This is a genomic window from Zhongshania guokunii (genome assembly GCF_040892635.1).
Lineage (GTDB): Bacteria > Pseudomonadota > Gammaproteobacteria > Pseudomonadales > Spongiibacteraceae > Spongiibacter > Spongiibacter guokunii.
Genome location: NZ_JBFRYA010000001.1, coordinates 492493 through 516506, shown reverse-complemented (window position 1 = coordinate 516506; position 24014 = coordinate 492493). Strand labels below are relative to the sequence as shown.

Here is a 24014-nt window from a genome sequence, read left to right as displayed (position 1 = left end):
GCGATAGTAAGCCCGCATTGAAAAACGAGACCAAGCACTATGAGTACACTACATCGCCTCCGCCCCTGTGTCCTGCTGGCTATATTGCTATGGGGATTCAGTGCCGTGGCATTTGCGCAAAATTCTGATCGTTACCATGTCGACATGATAATTTACGCAAATAATGATCCGGCCAATATGTATGAGGAAGACTGGCCCGACAATATCCACTTACGCTACCCGCGGAAATGGGTGCGCTTACAAAGTGGCGATAGCACAAGTGCATCTCCACATATCGTTGACAAGAGCGACCCCGAGTTCGCTAAAGTTGCCGCATCACTTCGCATGTCCTCGCGCTTCAAACCCCTGTTTCAAGCAAGTTGGGAGCAAGACCTGAAAGCCCGCAAAAAATCTCCTGCGATTCTAATTCAAGGCGGTAAACAGGTCGGCAAACACTATGAGCTCGAGGGTTATATTCGCATTGGCGTCGAACGCTACCTTCATGTAGACACCAATTTATGGCTAATTAGCTACGGCGATCGCGGGGAAAACAACTACTACCTACCCCACCAACCAATGAGCTACAACGAGCCAGAAGAGCCGGCACCACTAATTGACGAGGCCTTTGAGGCTAGTCCAGAATACGCTCAGTTTAAGCTGCAAAATCCTGACTTCATAGCGAACACCCAGCCCGCACAGGAAGCCAGTGATTTTCCAATTGAGCAAATTGTGGTGATGAAGCAGCAGCGGCGGATGCGCAGCGACGAACTGCACTTTATTGATCACCCCAAATTCGGCGCGATTATTAAAATCACTAAGATTTCTGCACCAAAACAATAGGCTAGGTGGCCGGTCACTAAGCCTGACCGGCCTACCGCTATTTAGTAATCAGCAATGCAGTGCGCAAGTATTGATTTAACCTGAAGCATGCCGGTATCAATCACTGCGCGAATATCATCCATGGTGATAATATCATCGCCAAGCCCAGCACCGGGGTTAACCACTAGCGATATAGAGGCGTACTCTATTCCCGCCTCCCGCGCCAAAGCGGCCTCCGGCATGGCCGTCATTCCCACAATATCGTTACCATCTTTAGCTAAGCGCCGAATCTCCGCTGCCGTCTCGAGGCGCGGCCCTTGTGTCACCGCATACACGCCGTAGTCTTCGAAAGCGATATTGGCATCGACCGCTGCATTGGCAAGCCGCGAACGCAAATCCTGACTATAGGGATAACTAAAGTCGACATGCTCGACCTTGCCATTACTGCCATCAAAAAAAGTATGTGCACGACCCCAAGTGTAATCATTAATTTGGTCTGGAATAGCGATCACCCCAGCCACAAAGCGCTCACTAATTCCCCCAACCGCGTTCACGGCAATCATGGCACCTACCCCTGCTTGCTTAAGTGCAGAGATATTCGCTCGGTAGTTTATGGCATGGGGCGGGATTTCGTGGCCGTGACCGTGTCTAGCGAGAAACAAAAATTCTGCAGATTCGTAGCGAATACGCTGCAGCGGTGCGCTCGGCATCCCAAAGGGGGTTTCAATTACTGTCTCCTTCAGCACTTCAGCGCCCGGCCAGTCACACAATCCGGTTCCGCCAATAACCGCAATAGTCTTACTCATGGTTTTGCTCCGAGCGCCCTTGGGCATTTTCAATAGTAATAGGGTCTAATTTAATTGTGCTGGTTGGGAAAGCTACATCGCCACCCAGCTCGTGAATAATGTCGAGCACTTGCAAAAGCACGTTCTGTTTAATCCGATGGTATTCCACCCAATTAGTGGTTTTGGTAAAGGTGTATATAAAGAAATCTAACGAAGAGGCATTATATTTATTGAAATTAACAATCAAAGTCTTCGCTAGATCAATGTCAGCGTGATTTTCAAGCATCGACCTAACGCGATCTATAATCTCAGGCAAGCGTGTTGCATCTTGGTAGCGCACGCCAATGGTTTCATAAATTCGACGATTCAACATCCGTGAGGGGTTTTCAACGGAAATCTGCATAAATGTGGCGTTAGGCACATAAAGCGGGCGCTGATCAAACGTGCGAATTCGGGTCTGGCGCCACCCGATGTTTTCAACTGTACCCTCGATATCTTTATCAGGCGAACGGATCCAGTCGCCAACCGAAAACGGCCGATCTAAATACACCATTAAGCCGCCAAAAAAATTAGCGAGCATATCTTTTGCCGCAAAACCAACGGCTATACCGCCGATACCACCAAAGGCTAATACTCCAGAAATACTGTAGCCGAGGTTTTGCAGCACCATCAGCGCAGACACAATAATGACCGCCGAGCGCACTAATTTACCGAGCGCCATCACCGTAGTCCGGTCTATTGGCTCGTCCTTGGCAGAATAATCATCCGACAATAGCCGCAGCTCAACCTGCCGCACCAGCGACACCAAAAACCAAGCAAGAATGAGCACCACAGCCACCGCGCGCAGCGACTCTAGGGCAGTAAAAATCTCAGCCTGCGTGGAGCGCACAATAATTTCTAATACATGGCTAGCGCCCACTGCCCAAATCATCAACAGCGCAGGTTTGCGGGCCGCTTCTAACAGCGCGTCATCCCACAAATTCCGGGTTGCAGCAAACTTCACCGCCAAGCGAGCCATTAAGCGGCTAAAAAATAAGTTTGCCGTTAAAATAATGATTACGACAACAAAAACATCGCCCAGCCAGGGGTATTGGTCCGGCTGAAAATTATTCCACCACTGCTCAAACATTGCTCGAATCCATCGTTATTTCTATACAATTTCATTGCTAAGCCAGCAAGGCTTATGCAAATGCACCATAAAAAACCATTTCCCAAATAGAAAAACAGATTAAAAATAGTTGCTAGCCCACTGAATATACAGCGAATTGTATAAAAGGCCCACTGCAAAACCTATTAGCTTTTCCGCGCTGTCGCTAAAAATACCTACTAGACAGCAATTTCTTAAGTGTTAGTTTGGATACAGGCTTTAGTAGAGGTTGAAATCATGGCTAGAATTAGACCCCAAGTTGGCAAATGGTATAAAGACACTGAAACTGAGCAACTATTTGAAGTAGTGGCGGTCGATGACGGCAGTGATTCTGTGGAGGTACAACTCATTGACGGTGAACTCTGCCAATACGATATGGAAAGTTGGCGACAATTAAGCTTAGAAACCGTCGAAGAGCCCGAGGATTGGCGCAACGCCTTTGAACTAAGCGACGATGACTACCGCTTTCTCGACGACACTATGGTGCCCGAAAACTGGAACAACCCGCTCTCTGAAATAGAATCGGATATCGTTAACGGCCTACTTGACGAATATTGACACAACGCTACATCGAGACTTAAACGAACAACCTCAAATACCCGCCAATATCATCGATATGGCGGTTTTTTTTGCCCATACAAAAATATCTGCGGCTAATACATTTACACTTGCCATCACCGAAACACTGTATATACTAACAGTACCTGTATAGATAAACAGATACTGAAATTATGGAAAAGCTCACTGCACGGCAAAGCCAGATATTACAGCTAATAAAAGACCACATCGTCGACACTGGCTACCCCCCAACTCGCGCGGATATCGCACGAGTGCTGGGGTTTCGCTCACCCAATGCCGCCGAGGAGCACCTTAAAGCCCTTGCCCGCAAAGGTGCTATCGAGATTATTGCAGGCGCATCCAGAGGCATTCGCCTGCCGGAAAACTTGGGAATCCCCATTATCGGCCGAGTGGCAGCAGGCAACCCAATACTGGCCGAAGCCAATATTGAAGATTACTGCGACATGCCTCCTTCGATCTTTTCACCTAGCGCAGACTATTTTCTGCGGGTAAAAGGCGACAGCATGATTAATGTGGGCATTTTTGAAGACGATCTACTCGCCGTGCATCGCACCAGCGAAGCGCGTAACGGCCAAATTGTGGTAGCACGCCTAGACAACGAAGTTACGGTTAAACGATTTCAGCAGCAAAAGAACAAATACCAGATTTCTCTAATTGCCGAAAACCCAGACTATCAGCCCATTCAAGTTGATTTACGTGAACAAGAATTTGCCATCGAAGGCTTAAGTGTTGGTGTATTACGGCGCGGGAGTTAAAATCATGACTTGTATCGAACAGCTACCACTACACTACGACTCTGAGTCAGCGGTTGCCGCTGGCCAGATCACCGAAATCACCATGCACAGTGAGTCGCATCTGTCGCGGCCACTGCTTGCAGCTATGTTAGTTCAGCTTAGCGCCAACTCCGATCAACGCTGGCTGTGCTGGGTTGCTGACCGCCCCTTAAAGCCCTTGCTGAGCGCATCTAGCCATCAGCACGATCAGAAAATACTACAGGTAGTTTCAAATACCGAGCGGGATTTAACAGAAATTGCGGTGCGCGCCCTTGAACGCGGTAAAAGCCACACCGTGGCGATATTGCTGGACCGGCCGTTGCGGCCTGATGAGCGCCAGTCACTTGAAGTGGCCGCGCTTGCTGGCGCCGCAGAGTGCCTAGTGATACTAATGCAAAATCACTAGCCTCACGCATAGACATCTATACATCAGACTCAACACCAAAGGAGTTGGCGTTGAGCAAACAAACGAAATAAAAATCGCTAGTGGATTATTTTGGTCTGTAATTCGGGGTCTTCCAAATCGGCCTCATCTTCGTCAGCAAAGGCTTCATTATCGGCAGAAATAGCAGCCGCCTCAATTCCGGCCTGAACCATGGCGCGGGCTATTTCCAAGCAAGAGCCATTGATATGCTCCCGCGTTTCTTTGGAAAAACGAATTGTCACCAAAGGGTTTTCATCGCCTTCCGAGCGCTGCAGTACAACGTCACCGTTAGCGAGTTCAACCAATTCTAAATATGACAGCACAAAAGATTCCTTGATATTACTAACGCCAACACGACGCCGTTGGCGCTATTGTATCAAATCTATAAAGCCTGACGCCAACCGCCACCTTAGTATTCCATTAACGTGGCGCGATGACGGGCGATCATTGACTTTAACTCCGTTAAACACGCAGCTAAATCCGGTGCAGCCTCTACCTCAAACTGGCCATCCCAGGCTAAAACCCCATGACGGGCAGGACTGGCAACAGTAGTTTGCACAAAGGCATAGTTCTGCATCACTGCAAGCCAACCCGGTTCAAGCTCGCGATCGGCCAGCTCCTCAATCTCTGGCGGTAACTCAGCGGCCACAAAGGAGCGAGCATTAAACACCCCTTGCGGCAACGCCAAGCCGAACTTAGGTTGCTGATCAATTAGATCGGCAAGATGGCACTGATAAGCTAATTGGAGCTGCCACACTAGCGAATCGGCAGTCGCGCGCCGTATGTGCCCGCCCCATTCTGCTGGATCGGCAGATTCTAGCTGGGCAAGGTATTGCTCAGCAAAATACACATGTAGATTACACTGCCCACGGAAACTTTCTTTTAAGCCGGCCAATTACTTCGCCGCCTTAGTCTTAGCCGCGGGCTTAGTCGCTTTAGCAGCTTTTGCCGCCTTCTCACGAACGACCCATTTGCCGTTTTCATAGAAAGCAGACCAGCCAGAGGGCTTACCATCAACTTCGGTTTGCACGTACTGCTCTTTGGTTTTGCGGCTATAACGAATAACTGCGTCACGGCCCTCTTTGTCCTTCGCCGGTGCAGCAAACAAAAAGGTGTATTTCTCATCAATTTCCGCTTGATGCGGCAGTATTTCTTTTACCAGGGGCGCGCGGGTTTCACGGTTGCGCGGAAAGCCACTTGCCGCTAAAAACAAGCCCGACGCGCCATCGCGTAAAACATAGTGGTCGTCAACCTTCTCGCATTGCAGCTCTGGCATTGGCACCGGATCCATCTTCGGTGGCGCGGCTTCACCACTGCGCAGCAATTTGCGGGTGTTTTTACACTCCTCACCGGTACAACCAAAATACTTGCCAAAACGGCCGGTTTTTAGCTGCATATCTGCGCCGCATTTGTCGCATTCAATTAGCGGCCCTTCATAGCCTTTTACTTTAAAACTACCCTGTTCTATCTCATGGCCACTACAATCTGGGTTATTCCCGCAGATATGCAGCTTCCTTGAGGTATCTATAACGTAGCTTTCCATTGCGGTATTGCAAATACCACAGCGGTGCTTGCTGCGGAGAACCTTAGATTCGGCTTCCTCATCATCGCTGTCAATGCTGACAAAATCCTCAGCGGGCACCAAATTAATCGTTTGTTTACAGCGCTCTTTAGGTGGCAGTGCATAGCCTGAGCAACCGAGAAATACACCGGTACTCGCCGTGCGAATCTGCATTGTGCGTCCGCAATTCGGACAGGGAATATCGGTCCCCGTCGGCACATTATTGCGCATGCCCTTTTCTTCAGCTTCCGCAGCCTCTAGGGTTTTGCGAAATTCGGAATAAAATTCATCGAGTAATTTTTTCCAGTTTTTATCGCCCGCCGCAACCTCATCAAGCAGTTCCTCCATGCGCGCGGTAAAACTGTAATCAAGTAGATTGCTAAAGCTTTCCACTAGACGATCGGTAACGATATCGCCCATTTTTTCGGCGTAGAAACGGCGGTTATCAACCCGCACATAACCGCGATCTTGAATCGTGGAAATAATTGCCGCATAGGTGGATGGCCGACCAATGCCACGTTTTTCCAATTCTTTAACCAAGGCCGCTTCTGAATAACGCGGTGACGGTTTAGTAAAGTGCTGGGTGGGGTCAACTTTTACAAGCTCCAGACGATCACCCACTTTTACGTCGGGCAATTCTTGGTCTTCTTCTTTTTTACTTACGTTCGGCGGCTGCACTTTCATAAAGCCATCAAACAAAACTACGCGACCACGGGTGCGCAATTCAAAGTCGCCTGCGCCAACCACCACAGAGGTGCTGGTGAAACTGGCTGAAGCCATCTGGCAAGCCACAAACTGACGCCAAATCAATACATAAAGGCGCTCGGCATCGCGCTCCATACCAGCAAGTTGGGTTGGTTCAATATTAACGTCAGAGGGGCGAATCGCCTCATGCGCCTCTTGAGCGCCCTCTTTACTCGAATACGAACGAGGCACTTCCGGCAAGTAAGTCTTGGGAAATTGCGCACTAATATAATCGCGACACGCCGCTACCGCGTCGGCACTCAAATTTGTGGAGTCGGTACGCATATAGGTGATGTAACCCGCTTCGTACAAACGCTGAGCTAGCATCATGGTTTTCTTAACCCCAAAGCCCAAGCGGGTGCTGGCCGCCTGCTGCAGTGTTGAGGTGATGTAAGGGGCCCCAGGGTGGCTTTTGGTGGGTTTGTCTTCGCGAGCAGTTACTTTGTAGTCTGCTTTATTTAAGGCAGCCGTTGCCGCCATGGCATCCGTTTCATTGTCTGGCCGGAAATTCGCGCCCGCTTGTTTTTTAACCTCAAGTCGCAGCGCGCCTGCCGATGACTTGTTGTCGGTGTGAATCTGCCAGTACTCTTCAGGAATAAACGCCCGAATCTCTTTTTCACGGTCAACAATCAAGCGCACCGCTACCGACTGGACCCGCCCAGCAGAAAGGCCGCGGGCAATTTTTGCCCACAGCAGCGGCGATACCATATAGCCCACCACGCGGTCGAGAAAGCGCCTAGCCTGCTGAGCATTAACCCTATCGATATCCAGTTCAGTCGGTTTTTCAAAGGCGGCTTTAATCGCCTTTTTAGTAATTTCGTTAAACACCACTCGCCTGTAGCGGCTGGCGTCACCGCCAATGGCTTCACGCAAGTGCCACGCAATTGCCTCTCCCTCGCGGTCTAAATCCGTCGCGAGATAGATGGTGTCGGCATTTTCTGCCAGCTTTTTAAGTTCATTAACAACTTTTTCTTTGCCGGGCAAAATCTCGTAATGGGCGGCCCAGTCTTTTTCGGGGTCGATGCCCATCCGCGCAATAAGCTGCTGCTGAGACTTCTTCTTTTTATGGATTTCTTTTTCTTCTGGCGCCATTTTCCGCGTCAAGGCGGCGGCTTTAGCACGCTCTTTAGGATCTACGGTGCTACTTTTAGCACTGCCACTGGTTGGCAAATCGCGGATATGACCAACGCTGGACTTCACAATGTAGTCGGAGCCCAGGTACTTGTTAATGGTCTTCGCCTTTGCTGGCGACTCCACAATAACCAGAGATTTGCCCATATTATCCTTCTGCAAAATTAGTAAGTACGTGACGCCTTAACGGCGAGAGGCGACATATATAAGTGTTCATTTCCCCAGGGTCAAGGGGAGATTAAATGCTTTTTTGCTAGGGCACCCCTAACTCGAGGCATCGCTATCAGCCTCAACCAGACTAAAGCGCGGCATTGTTTCCCCTTTAAATTCAATGAGTTCAACAAACATTGCCAAGGGCCTTACCCATAGTGCGCCAGCCCCGTAAAGGGGGCGATAAACAACCAGTAATTCTTCTGTCTCACTGTGAGTAGCCACTTCATATACGCGATACTCGCCCCCTTTATAGTGGCGGTAAAGGCCTGCCGGCAAATTTCTACTCTGCACTTTCGCTTCTCGGAGCAACTTCCAAGCCTCCCTTTTCGATTATGGCATTCAAGCACTGGGCGATTTCCGCCACCACTTTTTCATCAGCTTGACGCTCTCGCCAATAAACATGGAGGCCAACTGGCGAGAATTCAAGCATTGTGGCATCACTGGGCAGTAAGCCTCTACACTCACTGATCAGCGCCGCAATTTCAGCACTACAGGGCACCACATCGTCTTCACCTTCGGGGATATCGATTAACCAAAACTTCCAAGCGGGCAAGCTTCTTTTGTTGTGTACGCCGCGGGTGTAACAAACACCATACACATCATCCTCACGCCGAATACGCTCCCGCCGTGTTTTGGGCATCGCAACAACCTTCACTGACAAGCCTAGTGATCGAGCCGCCGCCCGCACAGCAGCCTGCTGCGACTGTCGCCGCGAGGGCAAGATCCACATAATTGGTGCCAGCATAAATGCAATTACGGCTATACCAATGAGCCACGTCATAGAATTCCTTTGTCAAATACTGGACAGTTGGCAGGCTTTATACCTTAATAACCACGTCGATTGCGAATTTTAATGGAGAGTAAAATGCCAAATTACCGGCTCATCCTAACCGCGATAGATCTATCTGAAGAAGCCGATGGCGTGCTAGAGCGCGCTGCCGGTATGGCTGCACAACACGGGGCAGAGCTGCATTTACTGCACGTTGTTGAACCCCTCAGCCTCGCCTATGGCGGCGATATTCCTATGGATTTTTCAGAAGTGCAGCTACAGCTGCAAAAACAGGCCGAAACAGCACTAGCAAAATATGCAGAACGTTTGACGATACCGCCAGCGCAGTGCCACTTACTAAGCGGTCGCCCCGATGCACAGATACACGAGCTGAGCAAAAGCCTCGGCGCCAACTTAATTATTGTCGGCAGCCACGGCCGCAAAGGACTAGCGCTACTCTTAGGCTCAACCGCGAACGGCGTATTGCACGGCGCCGACTGCGACGTACTCGCAGTACGTGTCGGCCAGCACAAAAAGCCCTAAACGGCTGGAACTAGCTGAATTTATTCAGCTAGTTCCAGCCAACGCTCCATGCAAACGTCTAATTCAGCCTGTATGGTGGCAAGCTTATCGAGGACTTCTGCTATCGTCGTAGGATCTTGCTGATAGAAGCCCGGATCCCCAGTCTTCTCTGCAAAACTCTCAAGACTCTTCTCTAAGCCTTCGATTTTACTAGGTAAATTATCTAGCTCCCGCTGATCTTTATAACTCAGCTTGCGGGTTTTCACCACCGCAACTACCGGCGCAGCATTTGCGGCTGGCGCCTCTTGCTTGGCCACCGGCGCTGCTTTTTGCTGGGCTGCACGACGCGCCATATACGAGGATACCTCGCTGTAGCCACCAATATGCTCACTGATCACGCCCTGCCCTTCGAAGAGCAGGCAACTGCTGGCCACACTATCGACAAAGGAGCGATCGTGGCTTACTAGCAGGACTGTGCCGCTAAATTCAACCAGCAAGCTTTCTAACAGTTCTAGGGTTTCCATATCCAAATCATTGGTCGGTTCATCCATGACAAGGACATTGGCGGGCTGGCTAAATAAACAGGCCAACTGCACCCGCGCACGTTCACCACCAGATAGCACGCCAAAATGACTGCGGGCCCGCTCTGGACTAAACAGGAAATCGCCGAGGTAACTCATAATATGGCGATCTTTGCCATTGATCGTCACCGCATCTCGGCCCTGACCAACAATATCGACCACTCGCTGACTCTCGTCGAGGCGGTCACGCAACTGGTCAAAGTAGGCCACTTGCAAATTGGTGCCCGCTTTCACCGAGCCAGATTGCGCTTCTAGCTCACCCAAAATCAGCCGCAATAACGTGGTTTTACCGGCGCCGTTCGGACCAATTAGGGCGAGTTTGTCGCCGCGACAAACCAACAGCGACAAATTATCAACGAGCAACTTACCCGGCACTTTGAAGGAAACATCAGTGAGCTCAGCCACGACTTTGCCAGTTCTGTCGGCCTGATTAACACTGAGATTAGCTGAACCAGACTGCACCCGACGCCGCGATCGCTCTGACCGCATGCGCTCCAACGCCCTAACTCGTCCTTCGTTACGGGTGCGGCGCGCTTTAATACCTTGGCGAATCCAGACTTCTTCTTGAGCTAGACGCTTGTCGAATAGCGCATTGTGCTCTGCTTCAATCTCTAACGCGTGTTCACGAAGCTCAAGATAACGGCTGTAGTTGGTATCATAATTAGTGAGAATACCTCGGTCCAACTCGACGATACGGGTTGCCAATTTTTCAATTAGAGCCCTATCGTGGGTTACAAACAGCACACAGCCTTGGAAAGACATCACACACTGTTCAAGCCACAGAATTCCATCAAGATCCAAATGGTTGGTGGGCTCATCGAGCAATAATATATCTGGATCGCACACCAGCGCCCGCGCCAACGCAACTCGGCGGCGCCAACCACCGGACAAACTGACCACGGTGGCGTCAGCATCTAGCTCGAGGCGAGTAAGAATATTATCGATGCGCTGCTGAAATGACCAACCATCGTTGGTTTCAATTTCCCGCTGTAGATACTCCAGCTCTTTTAGCTCGGCATCGCCCATATCGCCATTAATTAGCTCATGGTAGCGACGCAGAACCTTGCCGAGCCCTGCCAAACCGTCTGCGACCACGTCATAAATCGTTTCTTCTGGCGACGCAAAGTCTAGGGTCTGCTCCATGCGCGCAATTTTAACGCCTGGCTGGCGCCAAACCTCCCCAGAATCTACTGGGGCACTGCCCTCGACAATACGCAGTAAAGTGGACTTACCGCAGCCATTGCGCCCCAATAAACACACTCTATCTCCAGCTTCGAGTTGTAATTCTGCGTTATCCAGTACAATCTGTTGTCCAATACTGTGCTGTAATTGTGTGGCACGTAACAAAGGCATATATTTGATCCAATATAGGGTCAGCGAACACCGTTTAGGCATCCGCAAAGTATTTTGCTAACTCATCGAAAATTCACGAAATAAATCAAGGCTGCTGGGATATGAACCGCTTTTTCACGCTCCTTATCGTACTGTCACTCCAGACGATATCTGCCAATGCCGACCCCGCGACGGAGGACAGCCGCAGATTATACCGCGAAGCGCTGACCGAAATCAGCCGCGGTCGCATTGCCAACGCCGAAAAGCTGGCTCCTCGCTTAAGTAACTATGCCTTATTCCCCTATTTTGAGCTGGAATTACTAAAATCGCAGATCAATCAAACCTCTCAGCAAACCATTGATGTCTACTTACAGGAGTATGGTGACACCATTACCGGACAGCGGATTCGTTTAACTTGGATGAACAAATTATTGCGCGACCGCAATTGGCCGCAATATGTAAAAAATTATCGCAAAAGCTCATCTACCACTAATAGTTGCTATTACGCCTTTGCACTGCGCCAAGTTGGCGACAATAAAGCCGCCGATGCAGCAATTGCCGAGCTATGGAGCACACCCTACTCCCTTCCTAAAGAGTGTGACGCCCCCATCAAACAATGGTTTGCCACGCTAAACTCTGCCCAAGCTGAACAACAATATTGGCACCGCGCCAGCCTAGCACTCAACGCCGGCCAATCCGATATGGCCCGCTACCTGCTGGGCAAGGTCACGGGTAGCGATGCTTATCTCGAATTACTGAGCAACCCTGAACTGCTATTTAGCCAGGGCCTAAACCTGCGCCCAAATAAACAGAGCCGCGAAGTCGCGGTACACACCCTAAAGCGCCTAGCGAAAGGCGACTTTGAGCGCACCAACACCCTATGGCAGCAGCTTGATCGCCACTTGAAGTTCACCGCAAGCCAAAATTATGCGCTGCGCGATAGCATGGCGAGACAAATTATTGCCAGTGATGCCGATTACACCCGCGACTGGGTCATGGCCACCGACCCCAATTACGAAGACCCCTATTTAACCGAGTGGCGCATTCGCCTCGCCCTAAAAGACGGCGACTGGGCTGCGGTGCAAGAAATAGCCAAATTTTTACCTGCCGACAAACAGCAAAAACCAGACTGGCGTTATTGGGCGGCCAGGGCTGACATTGAACTGCGTGGCGAGCTAACCGTCAGCACTCAGCTGGCTTTGCAAACACTGGCGGCCGAACGCGGATATTACAGCTTTTTAGCAGCAGATATTCTCAATGAAGACTATCAACTGGGCGCCACTCGCACCCTAAACCCTGCACTGATTAGCGAAATTGAGCAGCACAGCGCCATCGCCCGCGCCCACGAACTGTACCTGATGGGCGACTCGATTACCGCCAATCTTGAATGGGCCTACGCGATGCGCAGCCTCAATAAGGCCGAGCAAGTTGCAGCAGCCCAGCTAGCGCTGAACTGGGGCTGGGAATACCAATCCATCATGACGGCAATACGAGCCGATGAGTGGGATGATTTACAGCTGCGCTTTCCCACTCCACATCAAGACAGTTTTACCAAGACAGCGAAGCGGGAAAAAATCCAATTGAAATGGATATACGCCATCGCCCGCCAAGAAAGTGCTTTTGCTCCCGCCGCAAACTCACGGGTTGGCGCGCGAGGCCTCATGCAATTAATGCCAGGCACGGCTCGCCTAGTAGCTAGGCAAATGGGCATTCCAAGCCCCAAAACCGAAGATTTGCTCATTCCTGAAAAGAACATTGCCATGGGTGGCTATTATCTAGGCCAACTACTTGAACAGTTCGGCGGCAACCGGATATTAGCCACCGCCGCTTACAATGCCGGCCCAGGACGAATTGAACGGGTATTGCTGCGCCAAACTAAAGATATGCCAGCCGACATCTGGATTGAGAACCTACCCTATGGCGAAACCCGAGAATACATTAAAAATGTGCTGGCTTTTAGCGTGATTTACGCCGAAAAGCTAAAGCTAGAGCGGCCGCTGCTGGCCCAAACTGAGCGCCAGATCGGCCCCAGAACCAGTGCCACGGCACTCAAAGACTAGCGCTAGCTTACAATTTTCACCTCGTCGCCAAGGCGAATATTGCCTTGGCCGCGATGGATCATATTTTGACCAAAATAGACCTCATCACCCCGCTGACGTAGTTTTCTTAGCATCATAAATACATCCGCCTCGCGGCTCGCATCCACCAAATTAACAGTGGGAATCGCGCAGCGCGCGCAGGGCTTAACCAGATCAAACTCGATATCGCCTATGCGAATACGTTGCCAATTATCCTCCGCAAATGCCTCAGCACCGCTTATGACGATATTTGGCCGGAAGCGCAAAATATCCATCTCCCGCCCGAGGCCAGCGCTAAACAACCGTAAAGAAGCCGCATTGCAAAGCAAAAATGGAAAACCATCAGCAAAACTAACCCTGTCGCCCTGCTGGGCAAATTGCATATCCACCTGCCGATGCGTTTGCTCTGGCATGTAACAAAGCCGCAGTGGTTTGCCCAGCAAGCTGCTAAGCCAGCTAGCGGCCTCGTCGCCGGCATCTAAGGCGGCGCAGCTATCTGCCCATACCATCACCTTACAGGAAGTTTGGGCACTGGCTACGGGTACGTAAATCTCGGCATTGGCATAATCGAGATGCCAAAGATAAATACCCTCCCCCCTGTATTCGGCGCCAATTCGCGACATTTTTGGAAGCTGGCGCTGGGTGATGAATTGGCCAGCTTCGTCCACCACCAACCAGCGCCGATCGCGATCTGGGCCCCAGCTCGTCACCCTTGTTACTTCCTGTGCGTGGCCGCGCAGAGATTTAACTGGATAAGAGTAAAGTCCCGAAACTTGGATACTCATCGCGCTGACCGCTCACCGGCAAATGCCAGCACCGCCTCGCTATCGAAAGGCCAGCACAATTCCAGGTTGTCGCTTATCCGAGCTAACACCGGAATAGACAGTGCATAGTGCTCGAGCAAGATGTCGTCGTCGGCGATATCAATCACTTCTATTTGCCAATCGTAGCCCTGCGCCAAAAGCTCACTTAAAACAGCTTCAGCCAATTCACACAAATGACAGGCCGAAGTCCCGTACAGTGCAAAGGACGTCACAGGCGTCTGCACTTCCATATCGCCACCCCTAAATAGATATACACCAAAAACAAAAAGCCCAGCAATACTGGGCTTTTTTTAAACCAAAATAAACCGCGGACAAATTATAAATCGTAACCGACTTCGTTGTGACAAGTAATGTCCAAGCCCTGCGCCTCTTCGTCGGCACTCACGCGCAGACCCACTAGCTTGTCTATAAGTACAAATAAACCGTAACTAATAATCGCGGTATAAGCAAAAGTAGCGCCAATACCAATCAACTGCACTTTAAGCTGCGAAGCAATGGTCATACCCTCGGCAAGACCTTGGCCGCTGAATATACCCAGCTCACTGCTGGCAAAAATACCCGCCAAAAAGGTGCCCAATATACCGCCGACGCCATGCACGGGAAACACATCCAGGGAATCGTCTATCTTCCATACCTGCTTCATTGCCAAAGTAATATAAAAACACACAATACCCGCACTCAGACCAATTACGATCGCGCCCGCTGGCCCCACGAACCCAGAGGCCGGAGTGATCGTACCCAAACCAGCTACCATACCCGTTACAGCACCTAAAGCACTCGGCTTGCCGTAGCGCTTCCACTCAATTGCCGACCAGGTCAAACAACCCGTTGCTGCAGACAAGTGGGTTACCAGCATTGCCATACCGGCATCACCATTGGCAGCCAAGGCGCTACCGGCGTTAAAACCAAACCAGCCTACCCACAGCATGCCCGCACCGATAAAGGTCATAGTCAGGTTGTGTGGCGGCAAGGCCATTTGACCAAAGCCCTGACGCTTGCCGAGCACTAGCGCCGCCACCAATGCAGCAGCACCGGCCGTAATATGCACAACAGTACCGCCGGCAAAATCCAGCAAGCCCATTTCTGCCAGCCAGCCGCCGCCCCATACCCAGTGGGTAACGGGCGCGTAGACCAACAACAACCACAGCGCAGAAAATATCATTACCGCCGAGAATTTAATCCGTTCTGCAAAGCCACCGATAATCAGCGCTGGCGTAATAATCGCGAAAGTCATCTGAAACATAATAAAAACGGTTTCGGGAATATCGCCGCTAATACTGGACTCACCTACACCAGCAAGAAACGCTTTACTCAGACCACCAACAAACGCCGAGCCCTCGCTAAAGGCCAAGCTATACCCTGCTACAACCCACAGCAATGACGCTAGACAGGTAATACTAAAACACTGCATTAATACGCTTAGCACATTTTTACTACGCACTAAGCCACCGTAAAACAAGGCCAATCCAGGCAAAGTCATAAACAGAACAAGGGCTGTCGATGTTAACATCCACGCGGTGTTACCGGTGTCGAGATTCTGTGCAAATCCCCACTGTGGTGCAAAAATAGCGGCGAGAAAGCCTGCAATACGCAGCGGGCGCCAATTTCCCTTGTTTTTCATCAAAAATATCTCCTAGTGCGCAGCATTACGCACCACATTGGTTCGTTTATAATTAAATCGCTCAGTATTGGGGCGCTTTTTACCTAGCAAGTATATTTAGATACCAAGGCAAAACCCAACACAACTACTCGTAACTCACTGTTTATGTGCAACATTGTTTTTAGAAGCGCGGTTCAGAAACAGCAGCTAAAGTTAATGCGACATAAAGGTTATTTGCTGAACATCCAGCAACGCACAAATTAGAAGCAATAATCATGCCCAAGCATAGTGCAAAAGCACCACAAGAATGCATTAAGTAATATGTCGTCCTAAAACGCTAAATATAAATAGACTAAAACAAGGTAAGCGCGGGCATTTTCAATTAAAATTCCCTCCCACGCGCAGCATCCCCGCTGAGTGCCCACAGCTGCGGCAAAGGGCCTTAGCAAGCCCAAGACCACGGCAATATAAGCGAACCCTATGAGCAGCGAGAACTATCAGCAACGCAAAGCATTTTTCGACCAGTTGTTAACGATCTATGGTCGGAAACCAGTACTAGAAGCCCTTCAAGACTCTACAATGCAGGTCTACAAGCTCCACCTCGCTCAGAGCAATAAAGAAGACGGCATTATTCGGGAATTGCGCCAGCTTGCCGAACAGCGCGGCATTGAAATAGAGATGCACGAGCGCAAAGCGCTATCGCGCATTTCTAAGAACGGTAAACAAGATCAGGGCGTGGCCGCCGACCTACAGCTCAGCGCCTACCAGCCCTGCTCCGCTATTAGCGCTGATCACTTGCAGGCATCGCCGCGCCGCTATATCGCATTAGACCGCATAACTAACCCGCAAAATCTCGGCATGATTATTCGCTCGGTGGCAGCCAGTGGTATCGATGGCCTTATCTTACCCCGTCGAGGTGGCGCGCCATTAACAGCACTAGTTATAAAAGCCAGTGCCGGCACCCTCTTCAAGGCGCCGATCTACCACTGCGAAGATCTGGATGCCGAATTACTACGCATGAAAGACGATGGCGCCACTCTATGTTGTTTATCGTCCCACGCTGAGCACTCGCTTTTCGATTACAAAGCACAGGGCAGTATGGTTTATATTCTTGGCAATGAAACCGAAGGTGTGAGCCGCAATTTGGAAAAGCGCTGCAATGCGCGCTTAAAAATCCCTATGCACAACGGCGTCGAATCGCTAAATGTCGCGGTGACGGCTGCGTTAATTGCGTTTAGTGGCCTGTAATTGGTAACACGAAACAGGAAAAGAAAAGCGCAAACGCTAGCGTTTGCGCTTAGATTTATTTAGCCAAATAAGCCATGGCCTGCTCAAGCCCACCTAAGGTCATGGGGTACATATGCCCCTCAAGCTGCTTTTCAACCATTTTAATAGACTGAGTCCAGCCCCAGTCTGAGGGTGGCACGGGGTTTAACCAAGCGACCTTCTCATAGGTTTCACGTAAACGTCGCATCCACGTCTCGCCCGCCTCCTCATTCCAATGCTCTACACTGCCGCCGGGCTGAACAATTTCATAGGGCGACATTGACGCGTCACCCACAAAAATCACTTTATAGTCCGAGCTGTACTTATGCAGAATATCCAGCATTTGAATGCGCTCAGCGTGACGGCGCATATTGTTATCCCACACCGACTCGTAGATGTAGTTGTGGAAATAATAATATTCCATGTGCTTAAATTCAGTGCGCGCCGCCGAAAATAGCTCTTCGCAGACCTTAATATGCGGATCCATTGAACCACCCACATCAAAGAACAACAGCACTTTCACCGCATTATGGCGCTCTGGCACCATTTTTAGGTCGAGCATACCGCCGTTCTTGGCGGTGGACGAAATCGTATCGTTAATATCTAACTCGTCCGCCGCGCCGGTGCGCGCAAATTTGCGCAGGCGTCGCAGAGCCACTTTAATATTGCGAGTGCCCAGCTCAACGCTGTCGTCGAGGTTTTTGAAATCCCGACGCTCCCACACTTTAATGGCCTTTTTGTTTTGGCTTTCACCACCAATGCGGATGCCTTCTGGATTGTAACCGCTGTGGCCATAGGGCGAAGTACCGCCCGTACCAATCCATTTATTACCGCCAGCGTGGCGGCCTTTTTGCTCGTCGAGCCGCTTTTTAAACTCTTCGATGAGCTTATCTAGGCCACCTAATGACTCAATTTTGGCTTTTTCTTCGTCGGTGAGCTGCTTAAGGAACTCCCTGCGCAGCCAGTCATCGGGAATCATTGCCTCGATAATATCGTCGAGGCTACTCAGGTCGCTAAAGTAGCGGCCAAAGGCTTTGTCGAAGCGGTCGTAATACTTCTCATCCTTGACCATGCACAGCCGTGCCAACTGATAAAACTCGTCAACATCGACAAAGGCCAAGCGCGCTTGCAGCCCTGCCAATAAATCGAGCAGTTCGCGAATTGTTACTGGCACACCAGCATTGCGTAAACTGAGAAAAAATTGAACTAGCATAATTTAATTGCGGCCATCACGGCGATGCATAAAGGCCAGACGCTCAAGCAAATGAACATCTTGCTCATTTTTCAACAGCGCGCCATACAGCGGCGGAATAGCCTTACTGGCATCGCGATTTTTAAGAATTTCACCAGGAATTTCATCGGCCAGCAATAGTTTCAGCCAGTCGATTAACTCCGAAGTTGAAGGCTTTTTCTTAAGACCAGGAATTTGACGAATCTCGAAGAACACTTCCATGGCCTCGGCCACCAGTTCTTTAGCGATATCTGGGTAATGAACCGCAACAATCTTCTGCATGGTCTCCCGGCTGGGGAACGTAATAAAGTGGAAAAAGCAGCGACGTAAAAATGCGTCGGGCAATTCTTTTTCATTATTACTGGTAATGATAATAATCGGCCGGTGCTTGGCTTTAACCGTTTCGCCGGTTTCGTAAACAAAGAACTCCATGCGATCGAGTTCAACGAGCAAATCGTTGGGAAATTCAATATCGGCCTTATCAATTTCGTCGATCAGCAACACCACTTGCTCGTCGGCGGCAAACGCCTCCCAAAGCTTGCCGCGGCGGATATAATTACTGATGTCTTTTACTTTTTCATTACCCAGCTGTGAATCGCGCAAACGCGAAACCGCATCGTATTCGTACAGGCCTTGCTGCGCCTTGGTAGTCGATTTGATATGCCACTGGATCAGGGTTTTGCCCATCGACTCGGCGACTTGCTCAGCCAGCAGGGTTTTACCGGTACCTGGCTCGCCCTTAATGAGCAGCGGACGCTGTAAAGTCACTGCCGCATTAACTGCCATGCTCAGGTCGTCGGTTGAAACGTATGAATCGGTGCCGGTAAATTTCATTGGTATTCCCTAAAACTTGTCGCACTGTTCTAAACTAGGCAGGCGATGATTAAAATGACTGCGCAGAAGACTACCCAAGCTGGCATTATAAGGCAATTACAAATCTGGCCAGCATAATTAATCAATCGCCTGCCATAATTGGCATTACAGCGCTCGCTGCCACAAATAATCTATGCCTCAAACAGACGGAGACTACCATGCCCGCCCCCTTTGACGACTTAAGCCTCACTATCGGTAACACCCCGTTAATTAAAGTAAAACGCATTAGCCAGCACAATATTTTAGTGAAAATGGAAAGCCGCAACCCAGCTAATAGTGTGAAATGCCGAATTGGCGCTAATATGATCTGGCAAGCCGAGCAAGATGGCATCCTCAAAGCAGGTATGGAAATCGTTGAGCCCACCAGCGGCAATACCGGCATTGCGCTGGCATTTGTAGCTGCGGCACGGGGTTACCCCATAACCCTTACTATGCCGAGCACCATGAGTATGGAGCGCCGCAAGGTGCTGCTCGCCCTCGGCGCGAAACTGGTACTCAGTGATGGCAGCAAAGGCATGAAAGCCGCAATTGCCGCCGCAGAGGCCATCGTGACCAGCGACCCGAAACGCTATTTTATGCCCCAGCAATTTAGCAACCCCGCCAACCCCGCTATTCACGAGCGCACCACTGGGCCGGAAATTTGGCAGGACACCAAGGGCGAAATTGATATTCTCGTCGCGGGCGTTGGTACCGGCGGCACGCTATCTGGCATATCACGCTATATTAAAAACCAGTGTGGTAAGGCGATCACCACTATTGCCGTCGAGCCCAGCTCTACCAACCTAATTCGCAGTGCGCTCAACGGCGATGAAGTCCAGCATGCACCACACAAAATACAGGGTATTGGCGCCGGATTTTTGCCCGACAATCTCGATTTAACGATGGTTGACGCCGTAGAAACCATCGACGATGACGAGGCCATGCAGTGGGCCCATCGTTTGATGAAGGAAGAAGGTATATTGGCCGGGATTTCCAGCGGCGCCGCCATGGCGGTGGCGCAGCGGGTGGCGAGCCGCCCAGAAAACGCCGGCAAAACCATTGTTGCAATTTTGCCTGACTCGGCTGAACGCTATCTAAGCTCGGCCTTATTTGCCGGTGCATTCACTGAAATCGAGGGCTAAGGAACAGCCTGCCCGCTAAGGCTTTTCTTTAGCGCGAGTAACTCTGGATTTTGAGCCAGCGAATCGTATTTCAATAATTCGTTCAGTTGTTGTATCTGCTGCGCAGGCTCAAACGGCGCAGCAGTAATACCAGCACGCAATTTCAGCACCAAATCATCTAGCTTAACCATTACGCGTTCATTACGGGGATGCAGTGCATACGCTTTGTCGAGGTAGAACAACGCGCCGTTAATGTCTTCAAATTTTAAGGCCAGTTCTGCTTCACTCATATTGTTACCAAATTGCTGCTGCACAGCGACAGGCAGTTCCGCAAAGGGAATATCCGGCCCCTGCGCGGGCTCGTAAAATGCAATGTAACCACCAAAACCAACAAGCATTAACACCAGTACCGCACTCAGCTGCCGAATACTGCGTCCTGCGCCGGTAAATTGCCGACAAAACTGACCGGCATCCGCACAGCGCTCATCTCGCTTAAATGCCAGCGCAGCAACAATAGCCCGCCACTCGTAAGCTGCAATACCGGCAATTCGCTTGGGCCGCAGGCCCTTGTCCCGCGCGGTTGGCGCTTTCGCTTTTGCGAAGGGGTGCTCTCCGGTGTATAGCTGATAGGCAATAATCCCCAGCGCGTAAACGTCATCGGAGGTATGAGGCGGCGCCGCCTCAAACATTTCGCAACTGGCGTAGCCTGGGGTGAGCCCCACCACCTCGCCAAGATCATCACCAGTGCCGTAAAGCGCTCGCGCAATGCCAAAATCGAGGATTTTTAGCACGCCCTCATCGGTCACAAAAATATTGGCGGGTTTAAGGTCTGAGTGCACAATATTGCGTTTGTGGGCGTAGGCAATCCCTTGGGCAAGCGCCTCAATATAAGCCCGCGCGTGGCGTTGGCAATGCTCCCGATCACTAATAATTTGATCTAAGGTGCGGCCCTTTAAGGCCTCCATAGTCATAAAAAACACATCACCGTCGCGGTCGAAATCGTATACGGTAATAATATTTGGATGGGCAAGTTTTTGAGACTTATCGGTTTCTCGCTGCAGCGAAATATAGGCTAGCGGATCCTGTGAAAAATCGCCGGTAATCAGCTTTATCGCCACATAGGGGTCAGGGTGTTTGGCCTCTAATTTACGTTGATCCACCGCGAGGAAAACAGCGCCCATGCCCCCTTCACCGAGCTTTTTTTCCAGCCGAAAGCGATCTTTAAGCACACTGCCAACATCGAAGCTGGGGCTGGTAGCCGTGTTGAGCGGTCCACTATCGTCTACAAAAAAATCTGTATCATCACCGGCGTGACTCGGCAGTACTGTGGCACCTGCCCTAGACGTTAGTTGGGTGGCGTCGCCCACAACGACGGTGAAATCATCATGATTAAGCTTGGTTTTTTCGGCCTCGGCGGCCGTCAATTCCGTCTGATCAGCATCAAACTCAAACTCGTCTTGCGAGCTATCTAGCGCCAGTTTGCTGACTTGAGTTTTATCATCATCGTTCATATACGTTTTTTAATCTCCACTACCGAGGCCTAGAGCCGTGCTCAGTAAATCTGGCCAGTGCTCACGCCAACAGCAGTGGTGGTCAAAACCTGCTAGCACTTGTGATTCACCGCCGTGCCTCGCAACAAAAGCGCTCAGCTGTTGATACGGCACATTGTTATCGTCGCTGCCAGCATAATGCCAATAGCGGATACCCTGTGGGAAACGACTGTTAATGGGGTTTAGTGAGTCGCTTAGCGCAAGATAGTGATGGTAGTCTGTCCATGCGTTGGTATCCAAATTTGCCGCAACGGTGATCACCGCTTCGACACTATCCATATAGGCCAACATCAGCATCGCGAGGCTGCCACCACCGCTGTAGCCAATCAGCCGAACATGCTTAGCACCTCGCGCTACAATTATACGCTGAGCGGCTGTCGCCATACTGCGTACCAAGGCCTCGCTGTATCGTGCAGAAGTCCACATTGCTTCTTTGCAGTTCGGCTCAGCACTCAAACCCAAATAACAAGGCCGACCTAAGTAAACGGCGTCGGCCTCAGTGTCTAGGCCTGCCAAGGCTAACGCTAGCGAGCGTTTGGGCGTGGGATCACGGGCGATATAACGACCGCGCAGCCAAGGCTGACCGTCACCGTCGAGGTAGAGATGCAACACCTCGCCACTAACCGACGGATGAGCATAAGCAATGTGCTTAAAACCAAGCCCCGCAACGACCGACCTCGTCATGCCAAGCTCGCGTGCGAGAGCATCGATGCGCTGGCTAGAGCTACTACAGGCAGCAAGTGCTAATAACTGCAAAAGTATTATCAGGTGTAAGCTTGGCGCAGTTAGTCGGACCATCACGGCCTCAATTTTCGACGCACGGCCACCCCGAGATTTGCTTAGGGTAACTCATAGCGGAAACCCAAGGTTGCCGTGTACTTATTCATATAATCGTGAAGAAATAAACGCTCATAAACAGCATAAGCGGCAAAGCCCCGTTTGAACTGCCCCGATACTCCCCACGACACCGCTAGAGTGCTGGAGTCTGGTTCATCGGACAGGTCCGAAATACTGCCAATAACCGTCTTATCGCCGTCGTTTAAAGTCTGACCATTGGTTTTATAGCCATCACCTTGATCAAAATTAAACTCAGCGCGCATTGACGGTAATAGCACGCCCCACGACTGAAGTAGCGAATAATCGGCCTGCAGTGCCAAACTTAAAATATTCGAGTCGATATCTTGGCTGTTAATACTGCGCACCGCCCCGAAACCAGAGGCTGACCGCTCAGTGTAAGCGTCAATCTCACCGGTCATCAGCAATGCCCGCATTGTAGGGCTCAATCTTAAGGGGCCATATTGATATTCAGTGCCCATGGTAAGGTCGGCATACCAGTACTTACCATCAGTCGTGGCCTTAAAGCTGTCTCCAGCGCCAAGGCGGGCAATATCAATATCCATGGCGCCATAAGCGACTAACATCGAAATATAGTGCTCCGCCCAATAGCGAGCGCCGTGGACACCCAGCATATTCACGGATACCTCACTGCCGCCAAGCCGACTATCGAGATCACTATCACCATCACTGCGACTAATCGACATGCCAGCAAAGCTGCTGTCGTCTATGCGATAGTCAAAACCAAGGGTTAAGGCACTGGCTTGCTGTTTATAGCCGCTGCTACTCGCGGTAGCCTCGCGGTCGCGCTCTGTGTAATCTGCAAAGCTAAACAGAGAAAAGCGACTACTATCGAGCAGCGCATTATCGCCGTCACCAGCCGCGCCACCTAAGGCATGGTAATTAAATGTAGCAACTTGCTTTTTCTTACCACTGCCCCCTCCGGAGCGGCCTCGAAACGAATTAATTTTACTGCCGAGGGTCATTGCTGTGTCTTGCGCCTGACTTCCGCCGCCCTCAGTGACTGTGGCGCCGCAACTGTCCGGAGAACTTCCGGCTGTAGTGCTCGGCTCACTTGTTTCGCTCACCCGGGCTACTGACGGCGAGCTAATACTTGCAGAGTCCCCACCGGTTCCAACGCTACCCGTCGGCTCATTAGGTGGGTATTCCTGGTCGGTATTGGTGTTGTGCTGCCCTTTACAGGTTTCTGCCGCCTGCAGTGGCAAGGCGCTTACAACAGAGAAAACAAACCCAGATAACACTGCTGTTTTAAAATTTATACTAGCCACAATCCCGTTC

The 24014-nt window shown here is 50.7% G+C and carries 24 protein-coding genes; 8 read left to right on the top strand and 16 right to left on the bottom strand.

Translation table 11 applies throughout. From position 1 onward, the window contains the following. Positions 1-39 precede the first annotated feature (39 nt). Complete coding sequence (locus tag AB4876_RS02385) at positions 40-819, top strand: CsiV family protein (RefSeq protein ID WP_368380045.1); 780 nt, start codon at positions 40-42, stop codon at positions 817-819. Between the two features lie 41 nt (positions 820-860). Here AB4876_RS02385 and AB4876_RS02380 read toward each other — a convergent pair whose 3' ends face one another. Continuing rightward, the gene (locus AB4876_RS02380) at positions 861-1604 is read right to left on the bottom strand and encodes an S-methyl-5'-thioinosine phosphorylase (protein WP_368380044.1); all 744 of its coding nucleotides are present in this window, start codon (positions 1602-1604) and stop codon (positions 861-863) included. Then, positions 1597-2712: a mechanosensitive ion channel family protein gene (locus AB4876_RS02375; RefSeq protein ID WP_368380043.1), complete on the bottom strand. Its 1116-nt coding sequence runs from the start codon at positions 2710-2712 to the stop codon at positions 1597-1599. Before AB4876_RS02375 ends, AB4876_RS02380 begins: the two co-directional genes overlap by 8 nt. A 255-nt stretch (positions 2713-2967) precedes the next feature. Between AB4876_RS02375 and AB4876_RS02370 the strand changes: the two genes are divergently transcribed. The 3 genes from AB4876_RS02370 (at position 2968) to AB4876_RS02360 (ending at position 4488) form a co-directional block, all read left to right on the top strand. Then, positions 2968-3288 (top strand): DUF6763 family protein, encoded by a 321-nt coding sequence (locus AB4876_RS02370; protein WP_368380042.1) that lies wholly within the window; start codon positions 2968-2970, stop codon positions 3286-3288. 173 nt (positions 3289-3461) lie between these two features. Continuing rightward, a complete protein-coding gene (lexA, locus tag AB4876_RS02365) occupies positions 3462-4064 on the top strand; it encodes a transcriptional repressor LexA (RefSeq protein ID WP_368380041.1) in 603 nt (200 codons plus the stop codon). Positions 4065-4068: 4 nt separating this feature from the next. Then, entirely contained in the window at positions 4069-4488 is a 420-nt protein-coding gene (locus AB4876_RS02360) for a SulA-like leucine-rich domain-containing protein (RefSeq protein WP_368380040.1), read from the top strand. A 77-nt stretch (positions 4489-4565) separates the two neighbouring features. Here AB4876_RS02360 and AB4876_RS02355 read toward each other — a convergent pair whose 3' ends face one another. The 5 genes from AB4876_RS02355 to AB4876_RS02335 form a co-directional block, all read right to left on the bottom strand. Continuing rightward, positions 4566-4829, bottom strand: a complete 264-nt coding sequence (locus AB4876_RS02355; RefSeq protein ID WP_368380039.1) for a hypothetical protein — start codon at positions 4827-4829, stop codon at positions 4566-4568. Between the two features lie 86 nt (positions 4830-4915). Continuing rightward, positions 4916-5401 (bottom strand): DUF6586 family protein, encoded by a 486-nt coding sequence (locus AB4876_RS02350; protein WP_368380038.1) that lies wholly within the window; start codon positions 5399-5401, stop codon positions 4916-4918. Beyond that, positions 5402-8089 (bottom strand): type I DNA topoisomerase, encoded by a 2688-nt coding sequence (gene topA, locus AB4876_RS02345; RefSeq protein WP_368380037.1) that lies wholly within the window; start codon positions 8087-8089, stop codon positions 5402-5404. Positions 8090-8206: 117 nt separating this feature from the next. Continuing rightward, the gene (locus AB4876_RS02340) at positions 8207-8446 is read right to left on the bottom strand and encodes a DUF1653 domain-containing protein (RefSeq protein ID WP_368380036.1); all 240 of its coding nucleotides are present in this window, start codon (positions 8444-8446) and stop codon (positions 8207-8209) included. Further along, on the bottom strand, positions 8436-8936 hold the full coding sequence (locus AB4876_RS02335) for a hypothetical protein (RefSeq protein ID WP_368380035.1): 501 nt from the start codon (positions 8934-8936) through the stop codon (positions 8436-8438). Before AB4876_RS02335 ends, AB4876_RS02340 begins: the two co-directional genes overlap by 11 nt. Positions 8937-9020: 84 nt before the next feature. Here AB4876_RS02335 and AB4876_RS02330 point away from each other — a divergent pair, with 84 nt between their 5' ends. Further along, on the top strand, positions 9021-9467 hold the full coding sequence (locus AB4876_RS02330) for a universal stress protein (RefSeq protein WP_368380034.1): 447 nt from the start codon (positions 9021-9023) through the stop codon (positions 9465-9467). Between the two features lie 20 nt (positions 9468-9487). Here the strand turns inward: AB4876_RS02330 and AB4876_RS02325 are convergent, their stop codons facing one another. Next, the gene (locus AB4876_RS02325) at positions 9488-11380 is read right to left on the bottom strand and encodes an ATP-binding cassette domain-containing protein (protein WP_368380033.1); all 1893 of its coding nucleotides are present in this window, start codon (positions 11378-11380) and stop codon (positions 9488-9490) included. 101 nt (positions 11381-11481) lie between these two features. Here AB4876_RS02325 and AB4876_RS02320 point away from each other — a divergent pair, with 101 nt between their 5' ends. After that, positions 11482-13419, top strand: coding sequence for a transglycosylase SLT domain-containing protein (locus AB4876_RS02320; protein WP_368380032.1), 1938 nt, complete (start codon positions 11482-11484; stop codon positions 13417-13419). 2 nt (positions 13420-13421) lie between these two features. Here AB4876_RS02320 and AB4876_RS02315 read toward each other — a convergent pair whose 3' ends face one another. From AB4876_RS02315 to AB4876_RS02305, 3 genes are all read right to left on the bottom strand, one after another. Beyond that, on the bottom strand, positions 13422-14222 hold the full coding sequence (locus AB4876_RS02315) for an MOSC domain-containing protein (RefSeq protein WP_368380031.1): 801 nt from the start codon (positions 14220-14222) through the stop codon (positions 13422-13424). After that, positions 14219-14491, bottom strand: coding sequence for a glutaredoxin family protein (locus AB4876_RS02310; RefSeq protein ID WP_368380030.1), 273 nt, complete (start codon positions 14489-14491; stop codon positions 14219-14221). The genes AB4876_RS02315 and AB4876_RS02310 overlap by 4 nt, the downstream gene beginning before the upstream one ends. 86 nt (positions 14492-14577) lie before the next feature. Beyond that, complete coding sequence (locus tag AB4876_RS02305) at positions 14578-15882, bottom strand: ammonium transporter (protein WP_368380029.1); 1305 nt, start codon at positions 15880-15882, stop codon at positions 14578-14580. 459 nt (positions 15883-16341) lie between these two features. On the opposite strand from AB4876_RS02305, the gene AB4876_RS02300 reads away from it, so the two are divergent. After that, complete coding sequence (locus AB4876_RS02300; RefSeq protein ID WP_301026813.1) at positions 16342-17109, top strand: TrmH family RNA methyltransferase; 768 nt, start codon at positions 16342-16344, stop codon at positions 17107-17109. A gap of 55 nt (positions 17110-17164) precedes the next feature. Here the strand turns inward: AB4876_RS02300 and AB4876_RS02295 are convergent, their stop codons facing one another. Both AB4876_RS02295 and AB4876_RS02290 read right to left on the bottom strand, forming a co-directional pair. After that, a complete protein-coding gene (locus AB4876_RS02295) occupies positions 17165-18340 on the bottom strand; it encodes a vWA domain-containing protein (RefSeq protein ID WP_368380028.1) in 1176 nt (391 codons plus the stop codon). 3 nt (positions 18341-18343) lie between these two features. Then, positions 18344-19192, bottom strand: a complete 849-nt coding sequence (locus AB4876_RS02290; protein WP_301026811.1) for an AAA family ATPase — start codon at positions 19190-19192, stop codon at positions 18344-18346. A 197-nt stretch (positions 19193-19389) separates the two neighbouring features. Here AB4876_RS02290 and cysK point away from each other — a divergent pair, with 197 nt between their 5' ends. After that, complete coding sequence (cysK, locus tag AB4876_RS02285) at positions 19390-20352, top strand: cysteine synthase A (RefSeq protein ID WP_368380027.1); 963 nt, start codon at positions 19390-19392, stop codon at positions 20350-20352. Here the strand turns inward: cysK and AB4876_RS02280 are convergent. The 3 genes from AB4876_RS02280 to AB4876_RS02270 all read right to left on the bottom strand — a co-directional run bounded on the left by AB4876_RS02280 (position 20349) and on the right by AB4876_RS02270 (position 24004). Next, a complete protein-coding gene (locus tag AB4876_RS02280) occupies positions 20349-21842 on the bottom strand; it encodes a serine/threonine-protein kinase (RefSeq protein WP_368380026.1) in 1494 nt (497 codons plus the stop codon). The genes cysK and AB4876_RS02280 overlap by 4 nt on opposite strands. A gap of 9 nt (positions 21843-21851) precedes the next feature. Continuing rightward, positions 21852-22565, bottom strand: a complete 714-nt coding sequence (locus tag AB4876_RS02275; RefSeq protein WP_368380025.1) for a hypothetical protein — start codon at positions 22563-22565, stop codon at positions 21852-21854. 155 nt (positions 22566-22720) lie between these two features. Continuing rightward, entirely contained in the window at positions 22721-24004 is a 1284-nt protein-coding gene (locus AB4876_RS02270) for an autotransporter domain-containing protein (protein ID WP_368380024.1), read from the bottom strand. Between the last annotated feature and the right edge of the window lie 10 nt (positions 24005-24014).

Bases quoted from the DNA above. Each gene is read 5' to 3' on its own strand.
- AB4876_RS02385 (WP_368380045.1), top strand. From the start codon at position 40: ATGAGTACACTACATCGCCTCCGCCCCTGTGTCCTGCTGGCTATATTG.
- AB4876_RS02380 (WP_368380044.1), bottom strand. From the start codon at position 1,604: ATGAGTAAGACTATTGCGGTTATTGGCGGAACCGGATTGTGTGACTGG.
- AB4876_RS02375 (WP_368380043.1), bottom strand. From the start codon at position 2,712: ATGTTTGAGCAGTGGTGGAATAATTTTCAGCCGGACCAATACCCCTGG.
- AB4876_RS02370 (WP_368380042.1), top strand. From the start codon at position 2,968: ATGGCTAGAATTAGACCCCAAGTTGGCAAATGGTATAAAGACACTGAA.
- lexA (WP_368380041.1), top strand. From the start codon at position 3,462: ATGGAAAAGCTCACTGCACGGCAAAGCCAGATATTACAGCTAATAAAA.
- AB4876_RS02360 (WP_368380040.1), top strand. From the start codon at position 4,069: ATGACTTGTATCGAACAGCTACCACTACACTACGACTCTGAGTCAGCG.
- topA (WP_368380037.1), bottom strand. From the start codon at position 8,089: ATGGGCAAATCTCTGGTTATTGTGGAGTCGCCAGCAAAGGCGAAGACC.
- AB4876_RS02335 (WP_368380035.1), bottom strand. From the start codon at position 8,936: ATGACGTGGCTCATTGGTATAGCCGTAATTGCATTTATGCTGGCACCA.
- AB4876_RS02330 (WP_368380034.1), top strand. From the start codon at position 9,021: ATGCCAAATTACCGGCTCATCCTAACCGCGATAGATCTATCTGAAGAA.
- AB4876_RS02325 (WP_368380033.1), bottom strand. From the start codon at position 11,380: ATGCCTTTGTTACGTGCCACACAATTACAGCACAGTATTGGACAACAG.
- AB4876_RS02320 (WP_368380032.1), top strand. From the start codon at position 11,482: ATGAACCGCTTTTTCACGCTCCTTATCGTACTGTCACTCCAGACGATA.
- AB4876_RS02315 (WP_368380031.1), bottom strand. From the start codon at position 14,222: ATGAGTATCCAAGTTTCGGGACTTTACTCTTATCCAGTTAAATCTCTG.
- AB4876_RS02310 (WP_368380030.1), bottom strand. From the start codon at position 14,491: ATGGAAGTGCAGACGCCTGTGACGTCCTTTGCACTGTACGGGACTTCG.
- AB4876_RS02305 (WP_368380029.1), bottom strand. From the start codon at position 15,882: ATGAAAAACAAGGGAAATTGGCGCCCGCTGCGTATTGCAGGCTTTCTC.
- AB4876_RS02300 (WP_301026813.1), top strand. From the start codon at position 16,342: ATGAGCAGCGAGAACTATCAGCAACGCAAAGCATTTTTCGACCAGTTG.
- AB4876_RS02295 (WP_368380028.1), bottom strand. From the start codon at position 18,340: ATGCTAGTTCAATTTTTTCTCAGTTTACGCAATGCTGGTGTGCCAGTA.
- AB4876_RS02290 (WP_301026811.1), bottom strand. From the start codon at position 19,192: ATGAAATTTACCGGCACCGATTCATACGTTTCAACCGACGACCTGAGC.
- cysK (WP_368380027.1), top strand. From the start codon at position 19,390: ATGCCCGCCCCCTTTGACGACTTAAGCCTCACTATCGGTAACACCCCG.
- AB4876_RS02280 (WP_368380026.1), bottom strand. From the start codon at position 21,842: ATGAACGATGATGATAAAACTCAAGTCAGCAAACTGGCGCTAGATAGC.
- AB4876_RS02275 (WP_368380025.1), bottom strand. From the start codon at position 22,565: ATGACGAGGTCGGTCGTTGCGGGGCTTGGTTTTAAGCACATTGCTTAT.